Annotated in this window: 24 protein-coding genes; 9 read left to right on the forward strand and 15 right to left on the reverse strand. The window is 71.7% G+C overall.

The window, feature by feature from the left end; translation table 11 throughout:
* Positions 1 to 44 precede the first annotated feature (44 nt).
* The gene (locus tag ACFVST_RS17210; RefSeq protein WP_390151992.1) at positions 45 to 665 is read right to left on the reverse strand and encodes a heme-copper oxidase subunit III; all 621 of its coding nucleotides are present in this window, start codon (positions 663 to 665) and stop codon (positions 45 to 47) included.
* A gap of 165 nt (positions 666 to 830) precedes the next feature.
* Between ACFVST_RS17210 and ACFVST_RS17215 the strand changes: the two genes are divergently transcribed.
* Entirely contained in the window at positions 831 to 1232 is a 402-nt protein-coding gene (locus ACFVST_RS17215) for a hypothetical protein (protein WP_390151994.1), read from the forward strand.
* Between the two features lie 31 nt (positions 1233 to 1263).
* Here ACFVST_RS17215 and ACFVST_RS17220 read toward each other — a convergent pair whose 3' ends face one another.
* The 4 genes from ACFVST_RS17220 to coxB form a co-directional block, all read right to left on the reverse strand.
* Positions 1264 to 2532: an Ig-like domain-containing protein gene (locus ACFVST_RS17220; protein WP_390151997.1), complete on the reverse strand. Its 1269-nt coding sequence runs from the start codon at positions 2530 to 2532 to the stop codon at positions 1264 to 1266.
* 129 nt (positions 2533 to 2661) lie between these two features.
* The gene (locus ACFVST_RS17225; protein ID WP_390152000.1) at positions 2662 to 3060 is read right to left on the reverse strand and encodes a cytochrome c oxidase subunit 4; all 399 of its coding nucleotides are present in this window, start codon (positions 3058 to 3060) and stop codon (positions 2662 to 2664) included.
* Positions 3057 to 4796: a cytochrome c oxidase subunit I gene (ctaD, locus tag ACFVST_RS17230; protein WP_390152002.1), complete on the reverse strand. Its 1740-nt coding sequence runs from the start codon at positions 4794 to 4796 to the stop codon at positions 3057 to 3059. The genes ACFVST_RS17225 and ctaD overlap by 4 nt, the downstream gene beginning before the upstream one ends.
* Positions 4793 to 5782, reverse strand: a complete 990-nt coding sequence (gene coxB / locus ACFVST_RS17235) for a cytochrome c oxidase subunit II (protein WP_390152005.1) — start codon at positions 5780 to 5782, stop codon at positions 4793 to 4795. Before coxB ends, ctaD begins: the two co-directional genes overlap by 4 nt.
* Before the next feature lie 251 nt (positions 5783 to 6033).
* Here coxB and ACFVST_RS17240 point away from each other — a divergent pair, with 251 nt between their 5' ends.
* Positions 6034 to 7407, forward strand: a complete 1374-nt coding sequence (locus tag ACFVST_RS17240) for a cysteine desulfurase/sulfurtransferase TusA family protein (RefSeq protein WP_390152007.1) — start codon at positions 6034 to 6036, stop codon at positions 7405 to 7407.
* Positions 7408 to 7422: 15 nt separating this feature from the next.
* On the opposite strand, the gene ACFVST_RS17245 is transcribed toward ACFVST_RS17240, so the two are convergent.
* Complete coding sequence (locus ACFVST_RS17245; protein WP_390152010.1) at positions 7423 to 8397, reverse strand: carbohydrate kinase family protein; 975 nt, start codon at positions 8395 to 8397, stop codon at positions 7423 to 7425.
* A 219-nt stretch (positions 8398 to 8616) separates the two neighbouring features.
* Between ACFVST_RS17245 and ACFVST_RS17250 the strand changes: the two genes are divergently transcribed.
* Positions 8617 to 8802: a hypothetical protein gene (locus ACFVST_RS17250; protein WP_390152069.1), complete on the forward strand. Its 186-nt coding sequence runs from the start codon at positions 8617 to 8619 to the stop codon at positions 8800 to 8802.
* Here the strand turns inward: ACFVST_RS17250 and ACFVST_RS17255 are convergent, their stop codons facing one another.
* Positions 8803 to 9693 (reverse strand): hypothetical protein, encoded by an 891-nt coding sequence (locus tag ACFVST_RS17255; RefSeq protein ID WP_390152012.1) that lies wholly within the window; start codon positions 9691 to 9693, stop codon positions 8803 to 8805. It lies immediately after the preceding gene.
* Between the two features lie 190 nt (positions 9694 to 9883).
* On the opposite strand from ACFVST_RS17255, the gene ACFVST_RS17260 reads away from it, so the two are divergent.
* Positions 9884 to 11440: a hypothetical protein gene (locus ACFVST_RS17260; RefSeq protein ID WP_390152015.1), complete on the forward strand. Its 1557-nt coding sequence runs from the start codon at positions 9884 to 9886 to the stop codon at positions 11438 to 11440.
* Between the two features lie 90 nt (positions 11441 to 11530).
* On the opposite strand, the gene erpA is transcribed toward ACFVST_RS17260, so the two are convergent.
* Complete coding sequence (gene erpA, locus ACFVST_RS17265) at positions 11531 to 11887, reverse strand: iron-sulfur cluster insertion protein ErpA (protein WP_390152018.1); 357 nt, start codon at positions 11885 to 11887, stop codon at positions 11531 to 11533.
* Between the two features lie 324 nt (positions 11888 to 12211).
* Between erpA and nadA the strand changes: the two genes are divergently transcribed.
* Complete coding sequence (nadA, locus tag ACFVST_RS17270) at positions 12212 to 13396, forward strand: quinolinate synthase NadA (RefSeq protein ID WP_390152021.1); 1185 nt, start codon at positions 12212 to 12214, stop codon at positions 13394 to 13396.
* A 66-nt stretch (positions 13397 to 13462) separates the two neighbouring features.
* Here the strand turns inward: nadA and ACFVST_RS17275 are convergent, their stop codons facing one another.
* The 5 genes from ACFVST_RS17275 to ACFVST_RS17295 all read right to left on the reverse strand — a co-directional run bounded on the left by ACFVST_RS17275 (position 13463) and on the right by ACFVST_RS17295 (position 20044).
* Positions 13463 to 16588 (reverse strand): efflux RND transporter permease subunit, encoded by a 3126-nt coding sequence (locus ACFVST_RS17275; RefSeq protein ID WP_390152024.1) that lies wholly within the window; start codon positions 16586 to 16588, stop codon positions 13463 to 13465.
* A gap of 217 nt (positions 16589 to 16805) precedes the next feature.
* On the reverse strand, positions 16806 to 17489 hold the full coding sequence (locus ACFVST_RS17280) for a response regulator (protein ID WP_390152027.1): 684 nt from the start codon (positions 17487 to 17489) through the stop codon (positions 16806 to 16808).
* Positions 17486 to 18856 (reverse strand): sensor histidine kinase, encoded by a 1371-nt coding sequence (locus tag ACFVST_RS17285; RefSeq protein WP_390152030.1) that lies wholly within the window; start codon positions 18854 to 18856, stop codon positions 17486 to 17488. The genes ACFVST_RS17280 and ACFVST_RS17285 overlap by 4 nt, the downstream gene beginning before the upstream one ends.
* 29 nt (positions 18857 to 18885) lie before the next feature.
* The gene (locus ACFVST_RS17290; protein WP_390152032.1) at positions 18886 to 19164 is read right to left on the reverse strand and encodes a hypothetical protein; all 279 of its coding nucleotides are present in this window, start codon (positions 19162 to 19164) and stop codon (positions 18886 to 18888) included.
* Positions 19165 to 19246: 82 nt separating this feature from the next.
* Positions 19247 to 20044 (reverse strand): PspA/IM30 family protein, encoded by a 798-nt coding sequence (locus ACFVST_RS17295; RefSeq protein ID WP_390152035.1) that lies wholly within the window; start codon positions 20042 to 20044, stop codon positions 19247 to 19249.
* 325 nt (positions 20045 to 20369) lie between these two features.
* On the opposite strand from ACFVST_RS17295, the gene ACFVST_RS17300 reads away from it, so the two are divergent.
* From ACFVST_RS17300 to ACFVST_RS17310, 3 genes are all read left to right on the forward strand, one after another.
* The gene (locus ACFVST_RS17300; RefSeq protein WP_390152037.1) at positions 20370 to 20972 is read left to right on the forward strand and encodes a DUF3043 domain-containing protein; all 603 of its coding nucleotides are present in this window, start codon (positions 20370 to 20372) and stop codon (positions 20970 to 20972) included.
* A gap of 188 nt (positions 20973 to 21160) precedes the next feature.
* A complete protein-coding gene (locus ACFVST_RS17305; protein WP_390152070.1) occupies positions 21161 to 21871 on the forward strand; it encodes a class I SAM-dependent methyltransferase in 711 nt (236 codons plus the stop codon).
* A 68-nt stretch (positions 21872 to 21939) separates the two neighbouring features.
* Positions 21940 to 23025 carry a S1C family serine protease gene (locus ACFVST_RS17310; RefSeq protein WP_390152039.1) on the forward strand — a complete coding sequence of 362 codons (1086 nt, stop codon included), beginning with the start codon at positions 21940 to 21942 and terminating at the stop codon, positions 23023 to 23025.
* 85 nt (positions 23026 to 23110) lie between these two features.
* Here the strand turns inward: ACFVST_RS17310 and ACFVST_RS17315 are convergent, their stop codons facing one another.
* Positions 23111 to 23332, reverse strand: a complete 222-nt coding sequence (locus tag ACFVST_RS17315; RefSeq protein ID WP_390152042.1) for a hypothetical protein — start codon at positions 23330 to 23332, stop codon at positions 23111 to 23113.
* Between the two features lie 100 nt (positions 23333 to 23432).
* Here ACFVST_RS17315 and ACFVST_RS17320 point away from each other — a divergent pair, with 100 nt between their 5' ends.
* The gene (locus ACFVST_RS17320) at positions 23433 to 24632 is read left to right on the forward strand and encodes a bifunctional adenosylcobinamide kinase/adenosylcobinamide-phosphate guanylyltransferase (protein ID WP_390152045.1); all 1200 of its coding nucleotides are present in this window, start codon (positions 23433 to 23435) and stop codon (positions 24630 to 24632) included.
* Here ACFVST_RS17320 and ACFVST_RS17325 read toward each other — a convergent pair.
* Positions 24598 to 25662, reverse strand: a complete 1065-nt coding sequence (locus ACFVST_RS17325; protein WP_390152048.1) for a class I SAM-dependent methyltransferase — start codon at positions 25660 to 25662, stop codon at positions 24598 to 24600. The genes ACFVST_RS17320 and ACFVST_RS17325 overlap by 35 nt on opposite strands.
* Between the last annotated feature and the right edge of the window lie 138 nt (positions 25663 to 25800).

Here is a 25800-nt window from a genome sequence, read left to right on the forward strand (position 1 = left end):
TGCGTCGATGCTTCAGGAGGGATCGGTCGTCGAGAACGATCCGGTTACTTGATCAGGTAGATCGTGGCGAAGAGGCCGATCCAGACGACATCGACGAAGTGCCAGTAGTACGACACGACGATCGCTGCGGTCGCCTGCGAGTGGGTGAACCTCCTGGCCGCATAGGTGCGCCCCAGGACCAGCAGGAAGGCGATGAGACCGCCCGTCACATGCAGTCCGTGGAATCCGGTGGTCAGATAGAACACCGAGCCGTACGGGTCCGAGGACAGCGAGAGCCCGTCCTTCTTGACCAGCTCCGTGTACTCGAAGATCTGCCCCCCGATGAAGATCGCTCCCATGATGAAGGTCACCACGAACCACATGCGGAGCTTCTTCACGTCACCGCGCTCGGCGGCGAAGACCCCGAGCTGGCAGGTGAGGGAGGAGAGCACAAGGATCGTGGTGTTCGTCGCCGAGAACGGAACGTTCAGCGACTCGGCCATCTCCTTCCAGTGAGCCGGCCCGGTCACCGATCGCAGGGTGAAGTACATCGCGAAGAGGGCCGCGAAGAACATCAGCTCGGAACTCAGCCAGATGATGGTTCCGACGCTGGTGAGGTTCGGCCGATTGACCGACGGGTGCGCGTGCCCGGTTTCTACTGTCGTTGCTGTCGCCACGATCGACATTATGTCTGTCGCTTATCTCGCGCTCACCCCGGGGGTACCGTTCGGTGTGTTGATGGGGTGTGCCCAGCCGTGATGCCTCATGGGAGCCCTGTCCGAACCGCTGTTGACGGGATGTGGGAAGGGGTAGCATCCGCGCATCAGCTCCCCCGCAGGCTTGGAGGCACCATGCAGGCGACCGCCACCGTGCTGGTCTACAGCGACGACTCCCGTACCCGTGAGCAGGTCCGGCTCGCGGCGGGCCGGAGGCCTGCCGCCGACCTGCCGCCGGTGGAGTTCCTGGAGTGCGCGACGATGCCCGCCGTTCTCAAGGAGTTGGAGACGGGCGGCATCGATGTCTGCGTGCTGGACGGGGAGGCGGTCCCCGCGGGCGGGATGGGTGTGTGCCGGCAGATCAAGGACGAGGTGTTCCGCTGCCCGCCGGTGCTGCTGACCATCGGACGACCGCAGGACGCCTGGCTCGCCACCTGGAGCCGCGCCGACGCCGCGGTCACTCTTCCGATTGAACCTGTGGAGTTCGCCCAGGCGCTGGCCTCGCTGCTGCGGACCCGGCTCTCCGTCGGCGCCTGACGGGCTCCCCGACAGCCCGCCGGCGTCCTCCTCAGACCTGCGGCCGCAGCCGGGCCGCCTGCACCGTCTGAACGGAGTTGCGGTCGGTGGCGTTCTTGCCGCCGCCCAGTACGGCGCTGCCCTCGCGCCACTTGGTCCAGTCGAGGTTCCAGTCGCCGAAGCCGTTGTCGAAGGCGCTCATGTCCTCGCCGTCGCTGTTGACGACCTGGACGATGTCGCCCTCGCGCACCGTCTCGAAGAACCACTCGGCGTCGCCGGTGCTCAGCCCGGTGCAGCCGTGGCTGACGTTGGCTGCGCCCTGCGAGCCGACCGACCAGGGTGCGGCGTGGACGTACTCGCCGCTCCAGGTCAGGCGGGTCGCCCAGTGCACCGGCAGGTCGTAGGAGTCGCCGCTGCCCTCGGCGATGCCGACGGTGGCGCTGCGCATCTGCACGAAGGACTGCTTCTCCAGGACGACCTTGATGCCGTTGCGGGTCTCGAAGCCGGGCTTGCCGGTGGTGACGGGGACCTCGTTGATGTCCTCGCCGTTGCGGTAGACGGTCATCTGGTGGGAGGACGCGTCGGTGACGGCGACTATCTTGTCCCCGGTGGTCAGCTTGACGGGCTTGGACTCGGCCCCCCACAGCGAGCGGTCGACCCGGATCCCCTTGAGGTTGCTGTGCACGTTGATCTTGGCGTGCGCGGGCCAGTACTCGCGCGGCCGGTAGTGCAGCGTCTTGTCGTCGACCCAGTACCAACTGCCCTCGACGGCGGGCACCGAGTCGACGCGCAGGGCGCGCTCCACGATGCGGCGGGCCGCCAAGTCCTTTACGGGCGTGCTGAGTTCGGCGGTGACGGGCTGGCCCACGCCGTACTCGCCCGCCTTGGGACCGAACTTGACCTTGAGGGTCTTCTTGGCCTTGGGGGTGCCGGTCTCGAAGTCGAGGACCTTGCGGCCGGGGGCGCCGTCCTCGTTCTCGGTGGAGACGCGGAGCGTGTAGCGGGCGCCTGCGGCGAGGGGTGAGGTGCTGTGCCACCTGTCCCCGTCCGCGGAGAGTTCGCCGGGCACGAAGCGGCCTGTGGCGTCGACGGCGGTCACATCGGTGATGCGGCCCTCGCCGTCCTTCGCGGTCACCTCCAGCGCCTTGTCGGGGTCGGCCTTCTTGCCGTCGGAGGGCCCGTTGAACGAGATCTGGTCCGCCGCGTCGTACGGCTTGGCCGTGGGCGAGTTGTCGGAGCCACAGGCGGTGGCCCCCGCGACGAGGGCGACCACCAGCAGGGAGCAGCTGAGGACCGTGCTGGTCCGCGGTGAGTGGTTCATGAGCCCAACGTAGGAACGTTCGGCGGGGGCGGCGCGGCCGGTGGGCCTTTCGGGGCAATGGACTGCTGCACGCGGAGGAGCCCGGACGCTCCCTGTGGAGTGTCCGGGCTCCCGGCCGTTCAGCGCGTGCTACTGGTTCTGGTTCTCTCCGTGGTAGTACTCGAAGACCCAGCCCCAGAGGCTGATGCAGATGATCGGCAGCGAGAAGTACAGCAGCCACCAGCCGAACGCGACGCCCATGAAGGCGAGCGCTCCGCCGATGCCGAGACCGAGCGGCTGCCAGCTGTGCGGGCTGAAGAAGCCCAACTCGCCCGCGTCGTCGGCGACATCGGCTTCCTTGTTGTCCTGGGCGCCCACGTCGACCCGCCGGGCCGTGAAGGCCAGGTAGAAGCCGATCATGATGGCCAGGCCGAAGCCGAGGAAGAGCGCGGTGGTACCGGCGGGCTCCTTCGACCAGACGCCGTAGACGCACGCCATGATCAGCAGGAAGAGGCTGAGCCAGAGGAACATCTTGCCCTGGATCTTCACTTGCCGGCCTCCTTGCCGCCCGTGACGGCGCTACCGGCACCGGCGCCGACGTTCTCCAACTGGTCGATCGCCGCGATCTCCGGGTGGTGCAGGTCGAACGCCGGGGACTCGCTGCGGACGCGCGGCAGGGTGAGGAAGTTGTGCCGCGGGGGCGGGCAGGACGTGGCCCACTCCAGCGAACGGCCGTAGCCCCACGGGTCGTCCACCTCGACCTTCTTGCCGTACTTGGCGGTCTTCCACACGTTGTAGAGGAACGGCAGCATGGACAGGCCGAGGACGAACGAGCTGATCGTGGAGATGGTGTTCAGCGCGGTGAAGCCGTCGGCGGCGAGGTAGTCGGCGTAGCGGCGGGGCATACCCTCGGCGCCGAGCCAGTGCTGCACCAGGAAGGTGCCGTGGAAGCCGCAGAACAGCGTCCAGAAGGTGATCTTCCCGAGCCGCTCGTCCAGCATCTTGCCGGTGAACTTCGGCCACCAGAAGTGGAATCCGGCGAACATGGCGAAGACGACGGTGCCGAACACCACGTAGTGGAAGTGCGCCACCACGAAGTACGAGTCGGACACATGGAAGTCGAGCGGCGGGGCGGCGAGGATGACGCCGGTGAGGCCGCCGAAGAGGAAGGTGATCAGGAAGCCGACCGACCAGAGCATCGGCGTCTCGAAGGAGAGCGATCCCTTCCACATGGTGCCGACCCAGTTGAAGAACTTCACGCCGGTCGGTACCGCGATCAGGAACGTCATAAACGAGAAGAAGGGCAGCAGCACCCCGCCGGTGACGTACATGTGGTGCGCCCACACCGTCACGGAGAGGCCGGCGATGGCGATCGTCGCGCCGATCAGGCCGGAGTAGCCGAAGATCGGCTTGCGGCTGAAGACCGGGATGATCTCCGAGATGATCCCGAAGAACGGCAGCGCGATGATGTACACCTCCGGGTGGCCGAAGAACCAGAAGAGGTGCTGCCAGAGCAGTGCGCCGCCGTTGGCCGCGTCGAATACATGGGCACCGAACTTGCGGTCCGCCTCCAGGGCGAAGAGCGCGGCGGCCAGCACCGGGAAGGCCAGCAGCACCAGCACACCGGTGAGCAGCACGTTCCAGGTGAAGATCGGCATCCGGAACATCGTCATGCCGGGCATCCGCATGCAGATGATGGTGGTGATGAAGTTGACCGAGCCGAGGATCGTGCCGAAGCCGGAGAAGGCCAGACCCATGATCCACATGTCGCCGCCGATGCCCGGCGAGTGCACCGCGTCGGAGAGCGGCGCGTAGGCGAACCAGCCGAAGTCGGCCGCGCCGTCCGGGGTGAGGAAGCCGCCCACGGCGATCAGCGAGCCGAACAGGTAGAGCCAGTAGGCGAACATGTTCAGCCGCGGGAACGCCACGTCGGGGGCGCCGATCTGCAGCGGCATGATCCAGTTGGTGAAGCCCGCGAACAGCGGCGTCGCGAACATCAGCAGCATGATCGTGCCGTGCATCGTGAACGCCTGGTTGAACTGCTCGTTCGACATGATCTGCGTGCCCGGCCGGGCCAGCTCGGCGCGCATGATGAGCGCCAGCACACCGCCGATGCAGAAGAACGCGAACGAGGTGGCCAGATACAGCGTGCCGATGGTCTTGTGGTCGGTGGTGGTGAGCCACTTGACGACCACGTTCCCGGGCTGCTTGCGCCGTACCGGCAACTCGTTCTCGTACGAGTCTTCAGCCGCCGCGGCACCCTGAGGTTCGTTGAGGATGCTCACAGGTTGTTCGTCTCCCGGTTCTTCTCGTGGCCGGTCTGCGCGATGCCGGCCGGGACGTAACCGGTCTGCCCCTTCTGCGCCAGGTCCTTCAGGTGCTGCTGGTACCGCTCGGGCGAGACGATCTTCACGTTGAAGAGCATCCGGGAGTGGTCGACGCCGCAGAGCTCCGCGCACTTGCCGCGGTAGGTGCCCTCCTTGGAGGGGGTCACCTCGAAGGAGTTGGTGTGGCCGGGGATGACGTCCTGCTTCATGAGGAACGGAAGCACCCAGAACGAGTGGATGACGTCGCGGGAGGTCAGCACGAAGCGGACCTTCTCGCCCTTGGGGAGCCACAGGGTCGGGCCGGGGTTGCCGTTCTGCGGGTTACGGGTGCCGGGGATGCCGACCTCGTAGACGCCGCCCGCGTTGGCCGGGAAGTCCGTCTTGAACCGGTCCGGGATCGCGGAGAGGTTCTTGTCGGTCTTGCCGTCACCGGTCGAGCCGGGCACATTCTCGATGTAGTTGAAGCCCCAGCTCCACTGGAAGCCGACCACGTTGATGGTGTGGGCGGGCTTGTCCAGCTTCATGAGCTTCGACTCGTCCCGTGCCGTGAAGAAGAAGAACACGGAGACGATGAGAATGGGGACCACGGTGTACAACGCCTCGATGGGCATGTTGTACCGGGTCTGAGCCGGGACCTCCACCTTGGTACGGGTGCGCCGGTGGAAGAACGCACTCCACAGGATGAGCCCCCAGACCAGCACGCCCACCGCGAGCGCTGCCGCCCAGGACCCCTGCCACAGGGAGAGGATCCGCGGCGCCTCGTCAGAGACGGGGGTGGGCATACCGAGTCGGGGGAAGTCCTTGGAGGTGCAACCGGTGGCGGTCACCAGGATCAGGCCCGCAGTCAGCACCTGGGGCAGCTTCCGCCGCTTCGGGCGCCGAGACATGGGGGAACCGCCCACGCCCTTCGGGCGGTGGGGGAGGTCGGAGCCGTTGGGACTCACGTAGCGCCTTCCCGAGAGTCTCGCCCGCGCTGTTCGGCTGCGGCCTTCTCGCTGGTCGGTCGCCGCCCTGCGTCGGGCAGGGGTTTGGATGTTTATGCGGACCAAACCCTACTGGACGCAATTTGGGGTCGCGCGGCAGGGGTAGGCAACGCGCCGCCGGTCGTACGGAAGGGCGGGATGCGGTGGAACGGGCCCGTTTCTGACGGGGCTTCGGGTGCCCTGAACGGCCCGAAGGCGCTTAGCGTTGCAGTGTGTCCTACTTCGATACCGCTTCCTCCGCCCCGCTGCATCCGGTGGCCCGCCAGGCCCTCCAGGCCGCCCTCGACGAGGGGTGGGCGGATCCGGCCCGCCTCCACCGGGAAGGGAGGCGGGCCCGGATGCTGCTGGACGCGGCGCGCCAGACGGCGGCCGAGGCGGTCGGCTGCCGTCCCGACGAGCTGGTCTTCACCTCCTCCGGCACCCGCGCCCTGCACACCGGGATCACGGGCGCGCTGGCGGGACGGCGGCGCACCGGAGACCACCTGATGGTGTCCGCCGTCGAACACTCGGCCGTGCTGCACACCGCGGAGCGGCACTCGGCGGGCGGCGGGACGGTGACCGAGGTGCCGGTGGACCGGACGGGCAAGGTCGCGCCGGACGGCTTCGCGGAGGCGCTGCGTCCGGACACCGCGCTGGCCTGCCTCCAGTCGGCCAACCACGAGGTGGGCACCGAGCAGCCGGTGGCGGAGGTGGCCGAGGTGTGCCGGGCGGCGGGGGTGCCGCTGCTGGTGGACGCGGCGCAGTCGCTGGGCTGGGGACCGGTGCCGGGGCCGTGGTCGCTGCTGGCGGCGAGCGCGCACAAGTGGGGCGGGCCGGCCGGGGTGGGGCTGCTGGTGGTGCGCAAGGGCACCCGGTTCGCGCCCCAAGACCCGGCGGGCGAACGGGAGTCGGGGCGGGCGGCCGGCTTCGAGAACGTACCGGCGGTGGTGGCGGCGGCGGCCTCGCTGCGGGCGGTGCGGGCGGAGGCGGCCGGGGAGGCGGCGCGGTTGCGGGAGTTGACCGACCGGATCCGGGCGCGGGTGCCGGAGGTGGTGCCCGATGCCGAGGTGGTGGGCGATCCGGTGCGCAGGCTGCCGCACCTGGTCACCTTCTCCTGTCTCTATGTCGATGGGGAGACCCTGCTGCACGAACTGGATCGCTCGGGTTTCTCCGTTTCGTCCGGTTCGTCCTGCACCAGTAGCACGCTGACACCGAGCCATGTGCTGCGCGCGATGGGCGTACTGAGCGAGGGCAATGTCCGGGTCTCGCTGCCGCCGGGCACCGGGGCCGAGGAGGTGGAGCGCTTCCTCGATGTGCTGCCAGGGGTGGTGGCCGGGGTGCGGGAGAAGTGGGGTGCCGGGGCGGACGCGCCGGGTGCGGGCGGGGAGTTGACGGTGGACGCGGTGGGGCGGCGCTGCCCGGTGCCGGTGATCGAACTGGCCAAGGTGTTCGGGCGGGTGCCGGTCGGCGGCACGGTGACGGTGCTGGCGGACGACGAGGCGGCCCGGCTCGACATCCCGGCCTGGTGCGAGATGCGCGGCCAGGAGTACCTCGGCGAACACCCGTCGGACCGCGGTACGGCGTATGTGGTCCGCCGGGTGTCGTGAGGTGGCGGGCGCCCGTCAGGCGAGGTGGGAGCGGACCTCGGCGGCGGCGTCCTCGCCGTAGGCCTTGGTGAAGCGCTCCATGAAGTGGCCGCGGCGCAACTGGTACTCCTGGGTGCCGACGGTCTCGATGACGAGGGTGGCGAGCATACAGCCGACCTGGGCGGCGCGCTCCAGGCTGACGTTCCAGGCGAGACCGGAGAGGAAACCGGCCCGGAAGGCGTCGCCGACGCCGGTCGGGTCGGCCTTGGTCTCCTCGTCCGGGCAGTCGACCTCGATCGGGTCCTCGCCCTTGCGCTCGATGCGGACGCCGCGGGCGCCGAGGGTGGTGACGCGGTGGCCGACCCGGCCGAGGATCTCCTCGTCGCTCCAGCCGGTCTTGGACTCGATGAGGCCCTTCTCGTACTCGTTGGAGAAGAGGTAGGTGGCGCCGTCCAGCAGGGTGCGGATCTCCTCGCCGTCCATGCGCGCGATCTGCTGGGAGAAGTCGGCGGCGAAGGGGATGGCGCGGGTGCGGCACTCCTCGGTGTGCCGGAGCATCGCCTCCGGGTCGTCGGCGCCGATGGAGACCAGGTCCAGGCCGCCGACGCGGTCGGCGACGGCCTTCAGCTCGATGAGGCGGGCCTCGCTCATGGCGCCGGTGTAGAAGGAGCCGATCTGGTTGTGGTCGGCGTCGGTGGTGCAGACGAAGCGCGCGGTGTGCAGGACCTCGGAGATACGGACGGAGGCGGTGTCCACCCCGTGCCGGTCGAGCCAGGCGCGGTACTCGTCGAAGTCGGTGCCGGCCGCGCCCACCAGGAGGGGGCCGGTGCCGAGCTGGCCCATGCCGAAGCAGATGTTGGCGGCGACCCCGCCACGGCGTACGTCGAGGCCGTCGACCAGGAAGGAGAGGGAGACCGTGTGCAGTTGGTCCGCGACGAGCTGGTCGGCGAAGCGGCCGGGGAAGGTCATGAGGTGGTCGGTGGCGATGGAGCCGGTGACTGCGATACGCACGGCGGGGACACGCTCCTGCGGGTCGGTGGCGCCGGCACCTTCGGCGGTGCGGCGGGGGCGGCGGTGACACCTCACGCTACCGGCTCGTACGACGTGCGTGGACACCGCGGGACTACCCGGAGGTAGGGCTTTCTTCACGGGCCGGAACGGGCCTACGGTTCCGGTATGACCAAGTCCAGGGCGCGGAATCTGTCGGTGTCTCCGGTCGCGGCGCACGGGATGGGTGATCTCGAAGGCGACCTCGGCACTCTGCGGGGCGACTGCGCGCGGATGGGCGGGCGTTGGGCCCGCCCCGCCCCCGCGCACCCGGTGCGGCCCGCGCACATCCACGGCGTCCGCGTCCCGTCCGGCTCGGCCCGGCTGCTGGACGCGATGTCCGAGTACGGGGACTGGGCCGGGCGCTGATCAGCCGGGCGCCGGGTCGTAGGCGTATCCGCCCTCCGCGCCCGGGTCCCGGACGCTCTCCGGGTCGGCCTCCATGAGGATGCCGACGCCGCTCGGGTGATCGCGCCGCTCGTCGAAGCGGACCAGTACGGTGCCGCCGACGACCGGTGCGTCCCTGATCGCCACCTCGATCTCACCGGTCACCGTCCGCCCCTCCCCCTCCTCGGCGTCCGCCGCGTCCGCGGCGATTCGGGCGGTGACAGTGAAGCGCCGTCGGCTGAGGTCCTGGCTCGGACCCTCGGTGAAGCCCGTGACCAACGCGCGGGCCACGCGGCCGTGTTGGCGGAGTTCGGCGGTCCTGGTCAGTACGGCGTGGGCGTGGCGCAGGCTTTTGGCGAACCATCGCAGGCCGTATCCGGCGGCGATGCCCGCCAGCAGTCCGAGGCAGGTGACGCCGGCCGTGGTACGCGGGTCGCGGAAGCCGGGGCCGGCGACGAGCAGCCCGAGGCCGACGCCGCCGACCGCCGAGACATGGGCCAACCGGAAGTCGCCGTCGGAGCCCGGCCACGGTGCCCAGAACTGCATGGCGACGCCGACGAAGACGAACCAGAGCAGCAGCGAGACCGTGAGGATCACGACGGCCCAGCCGAACCCGACCTGCGGCCAGCGGGGGTCGAGCAGACGCGCTGCCAGGGGATCGGGGTCCTGCTCGCGCAGGCACACCTTGGTGTCGGCCGGGCCCATGTGGCACCTGAGCTCCATCGCGGGAAGGAGCAGCGCCATCACCGTGAACGCGACGACCGCCCACGGCACCGCGGCGAGCACGGCGAAGGCGGTGACGACGGGCCAGCCGCCGCGGGGCGCGGGGAGCGGTTCCCGGTGGCGCGCGGCGGGGCCGGTGCCCGGGCTCATCGGCGGTCGCCTCCGGTCGTCGGGTGACCGACGGTGACCTCGCCGGTCACGGCAGTTTCGCACGGCGGCGGGCGGGCTGTTGTGTACATGCTGGGAACCGGGGGTGCGGTGGCTGCGTCCCATGGCTGTCCCCCGCGGAAGGTGCGGGAGGCGCCCGATCCGGGCGGCACGGTGGTAAAGGAGCGATGCGGTGAGCACCGAGCGAGGCGAGCAGGAAGACGCGAAGCCCGAGCTGGACGCGGTGGGCGCGCGCCGGCGGCGTTCCCCGCTGGCCGTCGCCTCCGTCGCGGCCGCGGTACTGGTGGCCGGGGGCGGCGGGGCGTACTTCGCGGCCACCGCGTCCGGCGACTCGGGGCACGGCGGGACACGGTCCGCCGGGAGCGAGGGGGGCGACCCGCCGCGGCTCGCCCTGGACGGCTACCGGACGACTGACCGGGACGGCGGCACCGGCGGGCCGGGCATCGCGCCGGGCGAGCCGGACCCGAACGGAACCGTCTACCGCGCCGAGGACAAGCTGCCCGAGGGCCCCGACTCGGCGCCGGTCCGCCAGCCGCGGGGCACGGTGACCAAGGTCGAGGTGGCCAGGCTGGCGCAGGCGCTCGGGCTGTCCGGGACGCCGCGGCACCAGGGCGGCAGTTGGACGGTACGCGCGGACGGCGACGGCTCCGGGCCCGCGCTCCGGGTGACCGTCCAGGCCCCCGGCACCTGGACCTTCAGCCGCTTCACCCCTGGCACCGACTCCTGCCCCAAGGGCGCCAAGTGCGCCTCCGCGCCCGGCAGTTCCTCGTCCTCCAGCAGTTCCTCGTCCTCCAGCGCTTCCTCCCGTAGCGCGGACTCCCGTACCGCGGTCCCGGGTGACGGGAAGGGGGGCGAGGGGCACGCGGTGAGTGAGGCGGCGGCGCGGAAGGCGGCGGCGCCGGTGCTGAAGGCGCTCGGCCAGGACGACGCCAAGCTGGACGCGCACCGGCTGATGGGCGCGGTGCGGATGGTGAACGCGGAGCCGGTGATCGGCGGGCTGCCCACCTACGGCTGGTCCACCGGGCTGCGGATCGGACCGGACGGCACGGTGGTCGGCGGCAGCGGCAAGCTGACGACGCCGGCGAAGGGCGACACCTACCCGGTGATCAGCGCACAGCAGGCGCTGGACCGGCTCAACCGGTCAGGGCACGGCCGGGTCGGTATCGGTGGCGGCGGCTGTGCGACCGCGGTGCCGCGTCTGTCGCACGACCACACCACCGGGGACATCCCCAGGCGCCCCTGCGTCCCCGGGCAGGACGGCAAGCGCGGTGAGGTGCCGGTGACCGGTGCCCGCTTCGGTCTGGCGACGCACTTCGTGGCGGGGCGTTCGGCGCTGGTGCCGTCCTGGCTGTTCGAGGTGGCGCCGAAGGGCGCGTCGGACACCTTCACGCTGACGTATCCGGCGGTGGCCCCCGAGTACCTGGAGGGTGGCGGCTCGACCGCGGTGCCGCCGACCGGGCCTGGTAAGGATGTGCGCATCGCCTCCTACACCGCCGAGGGGCGGGAGTTGACGGTGCGGTTCTCGGGCGGGGTGTGTAGCACCTACTCGGCGGCCAAGGCGGAGGAGTCCAAGGACAAGGTGACCGTGGTGGTGCGGGAGCGGAAGCAGGAGTCGGGCAAGGTCTGCGTGATGATGGCCAAGCAGATGGAGCGGACGGTGCGTCTGGACGCGCCGCTGGGCGACCGCAAGGTCGTGGACCACACGGGGCAGTCGGCGCGCAAGGGCTGAGCCCCTCAACTCCCGGCGCACATAAGGGCGGTGGCCCCCGCTGGGGTCACCGCCCTGGTGCGTGTGCCGGTCCGCCTCGGCTGGACCGGCTCAGCTGAAGGAGTCGCCGCAGGCGCAGGAGCCGGTGGCGTTGGGGTTGTCGATGGTGAAGCCCTGCTTCTCGATGGTGTCCACGAAGTCGATGGAGGCGCCGCCGAGGTAGGGCGCGCTCATCCGGTCGGTGACGACCTTGACGCCGTCGAACTCCTTGACGACGTCGCCGTCGAGGGAGCGCTCGTCGAAGAAGAGCTGGTAGCGCAGGCCGGAGCAGCCGCCGGGCTGGACGGCGACGCGCAGCGCGAGGTCGTCCCGGCCTTCCTGGTCGAGCAGGCCCTTGACCTTGGCCGCGGCGGCGTCGGACAGGATGATGCCGTCGGTGGCGGTGGTGGTCTCGTCCGATACGGACATCTACATCTCTCCCGGGTTGTACGGAGACTGCTTGCCGACGTGTGCAACCGGCGGGGCCGCCGATTCATTCCGGCCCGTGCCGTTCCATGCTCGCACACCGGGGGCGGGCAGGGGGAAGGGCTGCGGCGGTGCTGGTCGGGGGCTGTCCGACGGCGCCTCCGGGGGATGCGTCACATCGACACGATGCCCATCGTCAAACTGACGTGAAGCGGTTATCATAGATAGCGTCAATTAGACGAAAAGGCACGGTGGCGCCGACGGCACCGGCCCGAGAGCCGCAGAGCGCAGCACCAGGGCCTCTGCAGAGAAGAAAGGGTGTGTGTCGTGACCACCGCCCAGCCCACGGACCTCGACGTCCAGCCCTCCCCCCTGGCCCTGCTGCTGCTCGGCCGGGAGGCCGACCCGCGCAGCGAACGCGGTGTGGAGTGCCCCGGGGACCTCCCCGCGCCCTCCGACCCGGACCTGGTGGCCCGCGCCCGCGCCGCCAAGGAGAGGCTCGGCGACCGGGTCTTCGTCCTCGGCCACCACTACCAGCGGGACGAGGTCATCCAGTTCGCCGATGTCACGGGCGACTCGTTCAAACTGGCCCGGGACGCGGCCGCCCGCCCGGACGCCGAGTACATCGTCTTCTGCGGTGTGCACTTCATGGCCGAGTCCGCCGACATCCTCACCGGCGACGGCCAGAAGGTCGTCCTGCCCGATCTGGCGGCCGGCTGCTCGATGGCCGACATGGCCACCGCCGAGCAGGTCGCCGAGTGCTGGGACGTGCTCACCGAGGCCGGGGTCGCGGAGGAGGTCGTGCCCGTCTCGTACATGAACTCCTCCGCCGACATCAAGGCCTTCACCGGCAAGCACGGCGGCACCATCTGCACCTCCTCCAACGCGGAGCGCGCCCTGCAGTGGGCCTTCGGGCAGGGCTCCAAGGTGCTCTTCCTGCCCGACCAGCACCTCGGCCGCAACACCGCCGTCCGTGACCTGGGCATGTCCCTGGAGGACTGCGTCGTCTACAACCCGCACAAGCCGGGCGGCGGGCTGACGCCCGAGGAGCTGCGCGCCGCGAAGATGATCCTCTGGCGGGGCCACTGCTCGGTGCACGGCCGCTTCTCGCTGGAGTCGGTGCAGGACGTCCGCGCCCGCATACCCGGCGTCAATGTCCTGGTGCACCCCGAGTGCCGGCACGAGGTGGTCGCCGCCGCGGACCAGGTGGGGTCAACTGAGTACATCATCAAGGCACTTGAGGCCGCCCCGGCCGGATCCAAGTGGGCCGTCGGCACCGAGCTGAACCTCGTACGCCGCCTCGCCGACCGCTACGCGCCCGAGGGCAAGGAGATCGTCTTCCTCGACAAGACGGTCTGCTTCTGCTCCACCATGAACCGCATCGACCTGCCGCACCTGGTGTGGGCGCTGGAGTCCCTCGCCGAGGGCACCCTGGTCAACCGGATCGAGGTGGACCGGGAGACGGAGGGCTTCGCCAAGCAGGCCCTGGAACGGATGCTGGCCCTGCCGTAGGAAAGGTGGTGGCCCTGCTCCCCGGAGGGAAGCAGGGCCACCGTCATGAGTCCGCCCGGGCGGGTGTCACAGGGCCGCCGGGGTGCGTTCCTGCTCGGGCTCCTGCTGCGGTGCGGGGCGGCCTTCCTTCCGGGCCCGCTTCGCGGCCTTCTTCGCGCGGCGGCGTTCCTTGCGGAGCTCGATCATCGCGTACAGCGTCGGGACCAGCAGCAGGGTCAGCAGCGTGGACGAGATCAGACCGCCGATCACCACCACCGCCAGCGGCTGGGCGATGAAGCCGCCCTCGCCGGTGACGCCCAGCGCCATCGGGAGCAGCGCGAAGATGGTCGCCAGCGCCGTCATCAGGATGGGCCGCAGCCGGTGCCGGCCGCCCTCGACGACCGCCTCGACCGTCGAGTAACCCCTCGCCCGGTACTGGTTGATGAGGTCGATCAGCACGATCGCGTTGGTGACCACGATGCCGATCAGCATCAACATGCCGATCATCGCCGGGACGCCCATCGGGGTGCCGGTGGCGACCAGCAGGCCGATCGCGCCGGTCGCCGCGAACGGGATGGACACCAGCAGCACCAGCGGCTGGACCAGCGAACGGAACGTCGCCACCAGCAGCAGGAAGACGATGGCGACGGCCGCCAGCATGGCCAGGCCCAGCGAGCCGAAGGCGTCGTCCTGGTCCTGGGAGACACCGCCGATGGAGGCGGTCGCCCCGGCGGGCAGGTCGAGTGCACCGATCTTCGCCTGGAGGTCGGCGCTGACCGCGCCCGTGTTGTCCCCGGTGGGCCGGGCCGTGATGGTCGCCGCCCGCTGGCCGTCGATCCGGGTCATGGACACCGGCCCGTCGACGAGCTTCACCTCGGCCACGTCGCCCAGGTGCGCCTTGCCCACCGGCAGCCGCTTCAACTGGCCGAGGGTGGTGGCCGGTTGGGAGGACTTGATGACGATGTCGCGCTGGGCGTCGTCCAGCACCGCGGTACCGCTCTTGGTGCCGTTGACCGCCTGGGCGACGACCGCACCGAGCGCGGCGTCGCTGTATCCGGCCGCGGCGCCCTTGGCGGTGGCCTTCACCGAGACCCGCGGTACCGACTCGGACAGGTCGCTGGTGACATCGGTGACGTCGTCCAGCTTGGCGACGGCGGCCCGCACCTGGTCGGAGGCCTTGCGCAGGGTGCCCGCGTCGGCGGACTTCACCACCACGCTGAGGTCCTGGCTACCGAAGCCGCCGCCGGCGCCGATGGTGGTCCGCCCCACCCCGGACAGCGCGGCCAGCTCGGACTCCAGCCGGTCCTGCGTCTTCTGGTGGTCCGACTTGTTCTTCAGGGTGACCTGGTACGTGGCGTGGTTGCTGTCGGTGCTGCCGCCGAACGCCGCCAGGAAGCCGGAGGAACCCACGGTGACCTGGTAGTCCTTCACCGTGTCCATACCGGCCAGGACCTTCTCCACCTTGCGGGCGGAGGCATCGGTCGCGGCCAGGCTGGTGCCGGGCTTCAGCTCCTGGGTGATGCTGAGGGTGTCCTGGTCGCCCTGGTCGAAGAAGTTGGTCTTGAGCAGCGGCGCCATACCGAAGGTGCCGACCAGCACCAGGACCGCCAGGACGAGGCTGGTGAAGCGGCGCCGGGTCGCGAACCGCAGCACCGGCACATACATCCGCTGGAGCCGGCTCCTGGCCTCCTTCTCCTCGGCGGTCCGCCGCGCCTGCTCCTGGTCGAGGCCCCGTACGTCCTTCGGGGCGCGCAGGAACCAGAACGACAGCACCGGCACCACGGTCAGCGACACCAGCAGCGAGGCCAGCAGGGCCGCGGTGACGGTCAGCGAGAAGGAGCCGAAGAGGGCGCCCACCATGCCGCCGACCAGGCCGATCGGCAGGAACACCGCGACGGTGGTGAGCGTCGAGGAGGTGACCGCGCCCGCCACCTCCTTCACGGCGGCGATGATCGCCTCGTGCCGCTCCTCGCCGTAGCCGAGGTGCCGCTTGATGTTCTCCAGGACGACGATCGAGTCGTCCACCACACGGCCGATGGCGATGGTGAGAGCGCCGAGGGTCAGCATGTTCAGCGACTCGGAGCGGGACCACAGCACGATCAGCGCCAGCACCACGGACAGCGGGATGGAGACCGCCGTGACCAGGGTGGAGCGCACCGAGGCGAGGAAGACCAGGATCACCAGGACCGCGAAGACCAGGCCGAGCGCGCCCTCGGTGGTGAGGCCGTCGATCGAGTCGGACACCGCCGGGCCCTGGTCGCTGACCACCGTCAGCTTGGCGCCGGCCCCCAGATCGCGGCGCAGATCGGGCAGCTTGTCCTTGACCGCGTCGGAGATGGCGACCGCGCTGCCGTCGTGGTCCATGGTGACCATCACCGCGAGCGAACGCTTGCCGTCGGTACGGGTGATGGAGTCCGCCTTGGCGGGCTGCTGCTCCACCTCGGCGATGTCACCGAGCCGCACCGGGCGCCGTACGCCCTCACCGGTGATCCACAGATTCCTGACGTCCTCCAGCGAGTTGAGGCCGGTGCCGACCTGGACGGTGCGGTTGCGGCCCTTCTCGTCGAAGGAGCCGGCCGGCATGGTGGCCCCGCCCGACTTCAGCGCCTCGCCGAGTGCCTGCGGGCTGACGCCGGCGGCGGCCATCTTCGGGCCCTCGGGCGTGACGGCGACCTGGACGTCGCGCACACCGTCGACCGTGACCTGGCCGACGCCGTCGATCTCCTTCAGCGCGGGGACGACGGTGTGGTCGAGCTGGTCGGCGAGGGCCTGCTGGTCCTTGGGGGAGGTGACGGCGAGGACCACGGTCGGCATGTCGTCGGTGGAGCCGGCGACGACCATCGGGTCCACATCGCTGGGCAGTTGGGCGCGGTTGACGGCCTGCTGCACATCGGTGGTGATCCGCTTGCTGTCGTTGCCGTAGTCGAACTGCGCCATGATCACGGCGCTGCCCTCGCTGGCCTTGGCCGTGACACCGCTGATGCCGTCGACCGCCTGGATGGTGTTCTCCAGCGGCTCGACGACCTGCTTCACCACCACATCGGGCGAGGCACCCTGGTACGGCACCACCACGGACACCATGGGCAGTTCGATGGTGGGCAGCAACTGCTGCTTCAACTGCGGGATCGCGATGGCGCCGAAGACGATCGCGATGATCGACATCAGCCCGATCAGGGCCCGTTGGGCGAGGCTGAATCTGGACAGCCAGGACATGGGTGACGGTCTCTCTTCCGTGGCGGGCTCGGCGGCCGCGGCCGGCACCGGTCAGGGACACAGGCCGCGGACCCCGAGAAGGGGCCCGCGGCGTCCCGAAGGCGCACCTCAGCTACGACATCTTCACCCTGGTACACGGAGTGAAAGGTTCCGTCGCTCGCAGGTCTCTATTTGCCGACGATCCGCCTACTACGACGGCAGTACACCCGGGTTGAGGTCACTCCACCCTTGGACGTACCAACCCTGACTCGTAGGCCAGCACCACGAGTTGGGCGCGGTCGCGGGCACCGAGCTTGGCCATGGCCCGGTTGACGTGGGTCTTGACGGTGAGCGGGCTCACTTCCAGGCGTTCGGCGATCTCGTCGTTGGAGTGCCCGCCGGCGACCTGGACCAGCACCTCGCGCTCCCGGCCGGTGAGCGCGGCGAGGCGTTCGGCGCGCGCCGGGTCCGGGTCCTCGGGCGTCCCCTCCCGCTGGGCGAGGAACCGGGCGATCAGGCCCTTGGTGGCGGTCGGCGAGAGCAGCGCCTCGCCCTGGGCGGCGATCCGCACCGCGGTCAGCAACTCCTCCGGCTCCGAGCCCTTGCCGAGGAAGCCGGAGGCGCCGGCGCGCAGCGACTGCACCACGTACTCGTCCACCTCGAAGGTCGTCAGCATGACCACATGCACATCCGCGAGGTCGGGGGCGGCGCTGATCATGCGGGTGGCGGCGAGACCGTCGGTGCCGGGCATCCGGATGTCCATCAGCACCACGTCGGCGCGGTGCCGGCGGGCCAGCTCGACCGCCTCCGCGCCGTCCGAGGCCTCACCGACGACCTCCATGTCGGGCTCCGAGTCGACCAGCACCCGGAACGCGCTGCGCAGCAGGGCCTGGTCGTCGGCGAGCAGGACCCGGATCGTCATCTGTGCTCCCCCGTCGTACCGGCCGCGGTCTCCCGTGCCGCCGCCTCCCTGGCCGCGGCGTCGGACGCGGCCCGCAGCGGCAGGATCGCATGGACGCGGAAGCCGCCTCCGTAGCGGGGTCCCGCGGTGCAGCTCCCGCCGAGTGCCGCGGCCCGCTCCCGCATCCCGATCAACCCGTGCCCGCCGCCCGCGAGTTCGGCCTCCTCCCGGCCTTCCCGGCGCCCGGCGCGCTCGTCCGGCGGCGGTGTGCTCTGGTCGGTGCCGGGCGGGGCGGTGGCGGGCGCGGGCGGGGCGGGCCGCGGGGGCTCGGGGGCCGGGCCGCGGCCGTTGTCGATGACGGTCAGCTCCAGATGCTGCCCCACCCGCACCACACTGACCTCGGCCGCCGCCCCCTCCCCCGCGTGCTTGCGGACATTGGTGAGGGCCTCCTGCACGATACGGAAGGCGGCCAGGTCGACCGCGGCGGGCACCTCGGCTCCCTGGTCGGCGCGGGCCACCTCCACCGGCAGCCCGGCCTGGCGCACCGAGTCGGCCAGATCGTCCAGCCGGGCGAGACCGGGGGCCGGTTCGGTGGGCGCCGTCGGCTCTCCGGACTGGCGCAACAGGCCTACGGTGGCGCGGAGTTCGTCCAGTGCGGTACGGCTGGCCTGGCGCACATGGGCGAGCGCCTCCTTGGCCTGGTCCGGCCGCCGGTCCATGACATGGGAGGCGACCCCGGCCTGCACATTGACCAGGGCGATGTGGTGGGCCACCACATCGTGCAGATCGCGGGCGATCCGCAGCCGCTCCTCGGCGACCCGGCGCCGCGCCTCCTCCTCGCGGGTGCGCTCGGCGCGTTCGGCGCGCTCCCGGATGGCGTCCACGAAGGCACGGCGGCTGCGGACCGCGTCACCGGCGGCGGCCGCCATCCCCGTCCAGGCGATGATCGCGATGTTCTCCTGCGCGTACCAGGGCAGCGGCCCGGCGAGCATGGCGCAGCCGGTGAGCACCACCATGGCGGGCACGCCGGTGCGCCAGGTGGTGGCCCGGTCGGTGCGGCAGGCCACCGTGAACAGGGCGACGACGGCGCACATCGCCACCGGCGGGCGGGGCTCGCCGAAGACCAGGCCGAGGGCGGAGACGGTGACGGTGGCGGCGAGCACCCCGAGCGGGGCGCGCCGCCGCATCACCAGCGAGGCCGAGCCCAGCAGCATCATCAGCAGGCCGACGGGGCCCGGCGCGTAGGCACCCCAGGTCGGGCCGTCGGGGCCGTGCGGGTCGATGAAGGAGGCCACCGTCATACAGACCAGGACGCCGGCGGCGAGGCCTGCGTCCATGGCCAGGGGGTGGCAGCCCAGCCAGCGCCGGGCGCGGTGGATCGTGCTCACTTCGGGCGTCGTCCGGGGACCGGGGCCGGTCAGCCCGGGATCAGACCGTCCTCCGTGAGCATGTCCCGTACCTGCTGGAGGGTGGCTTCGGGTGCGGGGAGGATCAGCTCGGACGGCTCCAGGGAGTCGTCCGGGAGTGCCTCACCCAGCTCGCGCACCCGGTCCAGCAGGGCTGCCAGGGTGGTGCGGAACGCGGGACCGTCGCCGCGCTGAACCTCTTCGAGGAGGTCGTCGTCCAGCTTGTTCAGCTCGGCGACATGGCTGTCGGCCAGCCTCAACTGGCCCTCCCCCATGATCCGTACGATCATGACGCCCTCCTCGGCGTGACCCTGCGATTCCTGTCCCGTCGGTCTGCGGGGCGCGGCCTGCGGACCGCGCCCGCACGGCCTCTCACTGCTTGTCGAAGCGCGGCGTGTCCTGCGACTGCTGCTGGGCGTCCGCGCCGTTCTGACCGCCTTCGATGGCCTGCTGCCCGTTGCCGCTGCCGCCGGCCAGCTCCGCCTTCATCCGCTGGAGCTCCAGCTCGACGTCGCTGCCGCCGGAGATGCGGTCCAGCTCGGCGGCGATGTCGTCCTTGGCGGTCCCGGACTGGTCGTCCAGGGCGCCGGAGGCGAGCAGCTCGTCGATGGCACCGGCCCTGGCCTGCAACTGCGCCGTCTTGTCCTCGGCGCGCTGGATGGCGAGGCCGACGTCGCCCATCTCCTCGGAGATACCGGAGAAGGCCTCCCCGATACGGGTCTGCGCCTGGGCGGCGGTGTAGGTGGCCTTGATCGTCTCCTTCTTGGTGCGGAAGGCGTCGACCTTGGCCTGGAGACGCTGGGCGGCCAGGGTCAGCTTCTCCTCCTCGCCCTGGAGGGTCTGGTGCTGCGCCTCCAGGTCGCTGACCTGCTGCTGGAGCGCAGCGCGGCGGGACAGCGCCTCCCTGGCCAGGTCCTCCCGGCCGAGGGCGAGCGCCTTGCGGCCCTGGTCCTCCAGCTTGGAGGACTGGCCCTGCAACTGGCCGAGCTGCAACTCCAGGCGCTTACGCGAGGTCGCCACGTCGGCGACACCGCGGCGCACCTTCTGCAGCAGCTCAAGCTGCTTCTGGTACGAGTAATCGAGGGTTTCGCGCGGGTCCTCGGCCCGGTCAAGGGCCTTGTTCGCCTTCGCGCGGAAGATCATCCCCATACGCTTCATGACACCGCTCATGGGCTTCGCGCGCCCCCTTCTGACCGACTCCAGCACCGACAGAACCCACAGTACGGGCCCTCTCTCCATTACCGCACTGTCCGGGACCGGATGCGCTCATCCGCAAGGACGACAACGGCCCCGGTCCGATCCCGCGCAGGGAGGAGAGGCCCGGCTCCCGGTCCGGCCGCCCGGCTCGCACCGCGGCGTCCGGTGTGCCCCGGTACCCGGCCCGGCGCGGACGCAGGCAGAGACGCACGCCGCCGCCGGATCGTTCCCGCCGGGGCCCGCCCGCCGCGGATTTCCCGGAGCCTGGGGGCCCGCGGCCCTCCGGCACCCCGTACCCTTGGGCTTTGTGTTCCGTAGCCGTGCCAATGCAGAGAAGGCCCCCGCCGACAAGGCGCGGGTGACCGACTCCCAGCCCCGTGACCCGCAGGCCCCCAAGGGCCGGCCCACCCCGAAGCGCAGCGAGGCCCAGTCGCAGCGCCGCAGTGTGGCCAACACCCAGATGACGCGCAAGGAGGCCGGCAAGCGTCAGCGTGACGAGCGCCGTGTCCAGATGGAGCGCCAGCGCCAGGCGCTGGCCAGCGGCGACGAGCGCTATCTGCCGGCCCGCGACAAGGGCCCGGTGCGCCGCTTCGCCCGTGACTTCGTGGACTCGCGCCTGTCCATCGCGGAGTTCTTCCTGCCGATGGCCGTGGTCATCCTGGTGCTGAGCATGGTGCGGGTGGGCGCGTTGCAGAACGTCGCGCTGCTGCTGTGGCTGGTGGTGATCGTGCTGATCGTGCTGGACTCGATCACGACCGGTTTCCGGCTGCGGAAGCAGTTGGCCGCCCGCTTCCCGGACCACTCCCGCAAGGGCGCGGTCGCCTACGCGCTGATGCGCACCCTCCAGATGCGCCGGCTGCGGCTGCCCAAGCCGCAGGTCAAGCGCGGAGAGCAGCTCTGAGCCCGGATTCGGCCACCGGCACCGGGCCCGGCCCGGCGGCTCCGGTCGCCGGGTCCGCCCGCCCGGAGGTGCCCGCGTCCCGCCCGGCCTCCCCCGGCGGGACGGCCGAGCCCGTGGCGGCCTCCGGCGGCTCCGACCCCTGGCTGCGAAGCCTCGGCGGGCTGCGCGAGGCGGTACGCCAGGAGCTGGTGGCCCGGCAGTTGGACGAGCAGCTCGGCGGCCGCTTCCCGGTGGGGCAGCGGCTGCGGGTGCTGGACGTCGGTATGGGCCGGGGCGTCCAGGCGCTGCGGCTGGCCCGCGCCGGCCACCGGGTGACCGGTCTGGAGCAGGACCCGGCGATGCTGGCCGCGGCGCACGAGGCGCTGGCCGCGGAGCCGGAGGGCATCCGCGGCCGGATGCGGATCATGGAGGGCGACGGCCGGGACACCGGAGTGCACTTCCTGCCGGGCTCCTTCGATGTGGTGCTCTGCCACGGGGTGCTGATGTACCAGCAGGACCCGGACGCGATGATCGCCGGCCTCGCCCGGGTGCTGGCCCCCGGCGGCCTGGTGTCGCTGCTGGTGCGCAACGCGGGTGCGCTGGCGCTGCGCCCCGGCCTGTCCGGCGACTGGCCCGCGGCCCTCGACGCCTTCGGCACCACCGCGTACACCGACCGCCTCGGCGTCCCGGCGCGCGCCGGCCGGCTGGAGGCGCTGACCATGACGCTGGCGGGCGTCGGCGCACCGCTGCACACCTGGTACGGGGTGCGGGTCTTCACCGACACCGCGGGCGACGAGGCACGGCTGCACGCGGACGAGGACACCGCCCGCGCCCTGCTCGCCGCCGAGGAGCGCGCCGGCCGCACCGACCCGTACCGCGGTGTCGCCGCGCTGCTGCATCTGTGCGGGGTGCGGGGCTGACGGCCGCGGCCCCCTGAACGGCCCCTCAGCACGGGCCGCCCATCGGGGGCGAAAGGGATACTCCGGGCATGGCTGCTTCGCGTTCCCGTGCCGTACGGCTCCGGTTGATGCCGATCGTCCCCGCCGCCTGCGCCGCGCTCCTGCTCGCCGGGTGCGCGCCCGGTACCGCCCGCGGCTCCGGCTCCGCCGACCCGTCCGCGGCCGGCGGTGTGCGGGCCGCGCCCCGGGCGGCGAGCGACCTCCAGTCCGACTACGAGCGGGTCATCCGCAATGTGCTGCCCTCAGTGGTGCAGATCCAGGGCAGCAAGGACCTCGGCTCCGGCGTCGTCTACGACGACCAGGGCCATGTCGTCACCAACGCGCATGTCGTCGGCGACCAGAAGACCTTCAAGGTGACCACCGCGGGCAGCGAGCAGGTGCTGGCCGCGGATCTGGTCTCGTCCTATCCGGCGGACGACCTGGCCGTGATCAAGCTGCGCAAGATGCCGGCCGGGCTGCGCGCCGCCTCCTTCGGTGACACCGCGGGCGTCGCGGTGGGGCAGATCGTGCTGGCGATGGGCTCGCCGCTGGGCCTGTCCTCCAGCGTCACCCAGGGCATCGTCTCCGCCACCGGCCGCACCGTCAGCGAGGGCAGCTCGGGCGGCGGCACCGGCGCCACCATCTCCGACATGGTGCAGACCTCGGCCGCGATCAACCCGGGCAACAGCGGCGGCGCGCTGGTCAATCTGGACGGCAAGGTCATCGGCATCCCCACCCTCGCGGCCACCGACCCGGACCTGGGCGGCAGCGCGGCGCCCGGCATCGGCTTCGCCATCCCCGCGTCGACGGTGAAGACCATCGCCGGGCAGATCGTCCAGCATGGCAAGGTCACCGAGTCGGGACGGGCCGCGCTCGGGGTCACCGGGCGCACCGTGGTCGGGCCGGACTTCGCACCGACCGGGGTGGCGGTGGTCTCGGTGAAGAGCGGCGGCGCCGCGGACAAGGCGGGCATCCGGGCCGGCGACATCATCACCAAGGTCGGCGACCAGCCCGTCACCACCATCGCCTCCCTCACCGAAACCCTGGCCGGCCTCAAACCCGGCACCAAAGTCCAGGTGACCTACGTACGAGGCGGCAGCGAACACAGCACGAACGCCACCCTCGGCCAGCTCTGAGGCCTGCGCGCGGAACACATGACGCACACGAAGCGGGGCGGCGACCCACCGGCCGCCGCCCCGCTCCGCGTCACGCGCAGGCCGGTCAGGCCTCCGCCTCCTCCGTGGCGTGGAGGCTCATCGGGCCGTAGACCTCGGTGCCGTCCTCCGACAGGCGGACCTGGTCGGCGCCGCCCTCGGCCAGTTCCTTCCAGTGCTCGCCGAGCCATGACTCGGCGTCGCCCTGGGTGGTGAACTCCTCGGGCTCCACGGCCGGCCGGACCTCCGTGCCGTCCGCCGTCTCGAACCGCCACGTCCATGTCACCATGTGCGCCTCCCGAGCGTGTCCCGTCGCCCTTGTGCTGCCGGAACTCGCGGGTAGCCTATCCGGACGGGCGGGCGCGGCGCGGGCGCGGGAGGATCTTCCCGTGGAACTCACACTGCTCGGCACCGGCGGCCCCGACGGGCTGCCCAGGCCCTCCTGCCCCTGCGCCGCCTGCGCCCAGGCCCTCGGCCCGGACGCCCGCGCCGCCACCGCCCTGCTGATCGACGACACACTACTGCTCGACCTCACCCCGGGCGCCGCCTTCGCCGCGGCCCGCGCCGGCCGCTCGCTGGGCGGCGTACGGCAGGTGCTGCTGTCGCATCCGCACGACGGGCCCGCGGTGGAGGTGCCGGACGGGCTGCCGCAGCCCGGACGGGTGCCCGACGGGCGGGAGTTGGCGCTGCTCACCGGGCACCGGGTCCGCGCTGTCCCGATGGACGCCCCCGGTACCGGGTACGAGGTCACCGGGCCCGGCGGTGAGCGGCTGCTGTATCTGCCGCCCGGCGCCGCGCCCGCCGGTCTGGAGGAGCGCGAACCGCCGTACGACATGGTGCTGTTGGACGTGGTGGGGCGGCCGGAGGCGGTGGCGCGGCTGCGGGCGGCGGGGGCGGCCGGGCCCACCACGGATGTGATCGCCGTGCATCTGGACCACACCGTGCCGCCGGGCCGGGAGCTGCGGCGCCGGCTGGCCGCGGCGGGCGCCCGTACGGTGCCGGACGGGACGTCGCTGCTGGTCGGGACGTATGAGCAGGTGCCGGATGTGCCGCGGCGAACCCTGGTGCTGGGCGGGGCGCGCTCCGGCAAGTCGCTGGAGGCCGAGCGCCGCCTGGAGGCCTTTCCGGATGTGCTGTATGTGGCGACCGGCGGCACCCGGGCCGGGGACGGCGAGTGGGCGGACCGGGTGCGGGTGCACCGGGAGCGGCGGCCCGGTTCCTGGAAGACGGCGGAGACCTGCGATCTGGTGCCGCTGCTGGCCGCGGACGGCCCGCCGCTGCTGATCGACTGCCTCTCGCTGTGGCTGACCTCGGTGATGGACGAGGCCGGCGCCTGGGACGACGCGCAGTGGGCGGACGGCGGTGAGCGTGAACTGCGGCGCCGGGTCGCCGAGTTGACCGAGGCGGTACGGAACACCCGGCGCAGCCTGGTCGCGGTTTCCAACGAGGTCGGCTCCGGCATCGTCCCCGCCACCGCCTCCGGCCGCCGCTACCGCGATGAACTCGGCCGGCTGAACGCGGCCTTCGCCGCCGAGTGCGAACAGGTGCTGCTGATCACCGCGGGCCAGGCCCAACTGCTGCGCGGCTAGCGGCAGTCGCAAGCCCGGCCTCCTTGCGGGCGACCAGGCGGTAGGCGTTGGCGTAGCGGCTGCGGCGTACGGCGGGGGCGAGCAGGCGGTCCAGGAGGCGGGCGGCGGACAGCGCGGGGGCGGCGGCGCGGAGGGCGAGCCGGCGGGCGGCGCGGTGCAGCGGGCCGCGGGGCCGGGTGCGCCAGGGGGCGCCGTCGGCGGGCAGCCGGCTGCCGAGGAGGCGGGCGAGGGCCGCGGAGAGGTCGAGCGGGACGTGTGCGCCGCGGCGCTCGGCGGCCACCACGGTGTAGCCGAGCTCCTCCAGTTCGCGGCGGAGGTTGCGCAGCGGCATCAGATGCGGGCGGCGCGGCTGCTCGTACCAGATCCACCAGCGGCCGAGCAGGCGGGCGGTGCGGCTGCGCGGGTCGGGGGTCTCCACGACGAGGTGGCCGCCGGGTCTCAACACGGTGCGGGCGGCGGCGAGTTCGGCCCGTGGGTCGGCGGTCTGCTCCAGGTGGTGGAACATGCTGACCACGTCGTACCGCCCGGCCAGTTCCGGCGCAAGCTCCGGCAGGGTGCCGCGGTGCGCCTCGTCCAGCCGCCCGTCGGCGAGCGCCTCGGCCAGCACGGGATGGGTGCCGAGCGCGTCATAGGCGGTGTACGGGCGGGCCTGGCGGGCGGCGGCGCAGAAGGCCGCGTCGACGGTGCCCACGTCCAGCCAGCTCTCCGGCTCCCCGAAGCGCAGCACCGCGGCGAGCACGGCACGGTGGCGGCGCGGCGGGTGGCGGACGGTGCCGTCGTCGCGGTGGCCGCCGGGCGCGAGATGGCGGGCGCGGTGGTGGCGGGCCAGGTCCTCGGGGGTGAGCCGCGGGTTCTGGAAGGTGTGGCCGCAGTCCAGGCACTCGTCCAGGACGAAGGGGCCGGGCAGCCGGCGCCCCGGGTCGACGGTCCGCAGCCGCACCCGCAGCCGTACCGACCCGCACCAGGGGCAGTCCGCCCGCGGGTCTTCACTGAGCACGGCGGCGGGCTGGGGCTGCTGGTCGGTGGTCATGGGCGACTCCGGTCCGAGGCGGTGGCCCGGTCCCGTACGAGCCGCGGGGGCCGCAGGGCGACTGCCACGGGACACTGCGATTCACGACAAACCGGAACGTATGGGATGACTGCGGGCGGTTCAACGACATGTGCGGCG

Source organism: Streptomyces sp. NPDC058045 (genome assembly GCF_042885635.1).
Lineage (GTDB): Bacteria > Actinomycetota > Actinomycetes > Streptomycetales > Streptomycetaceae > Streptomyces.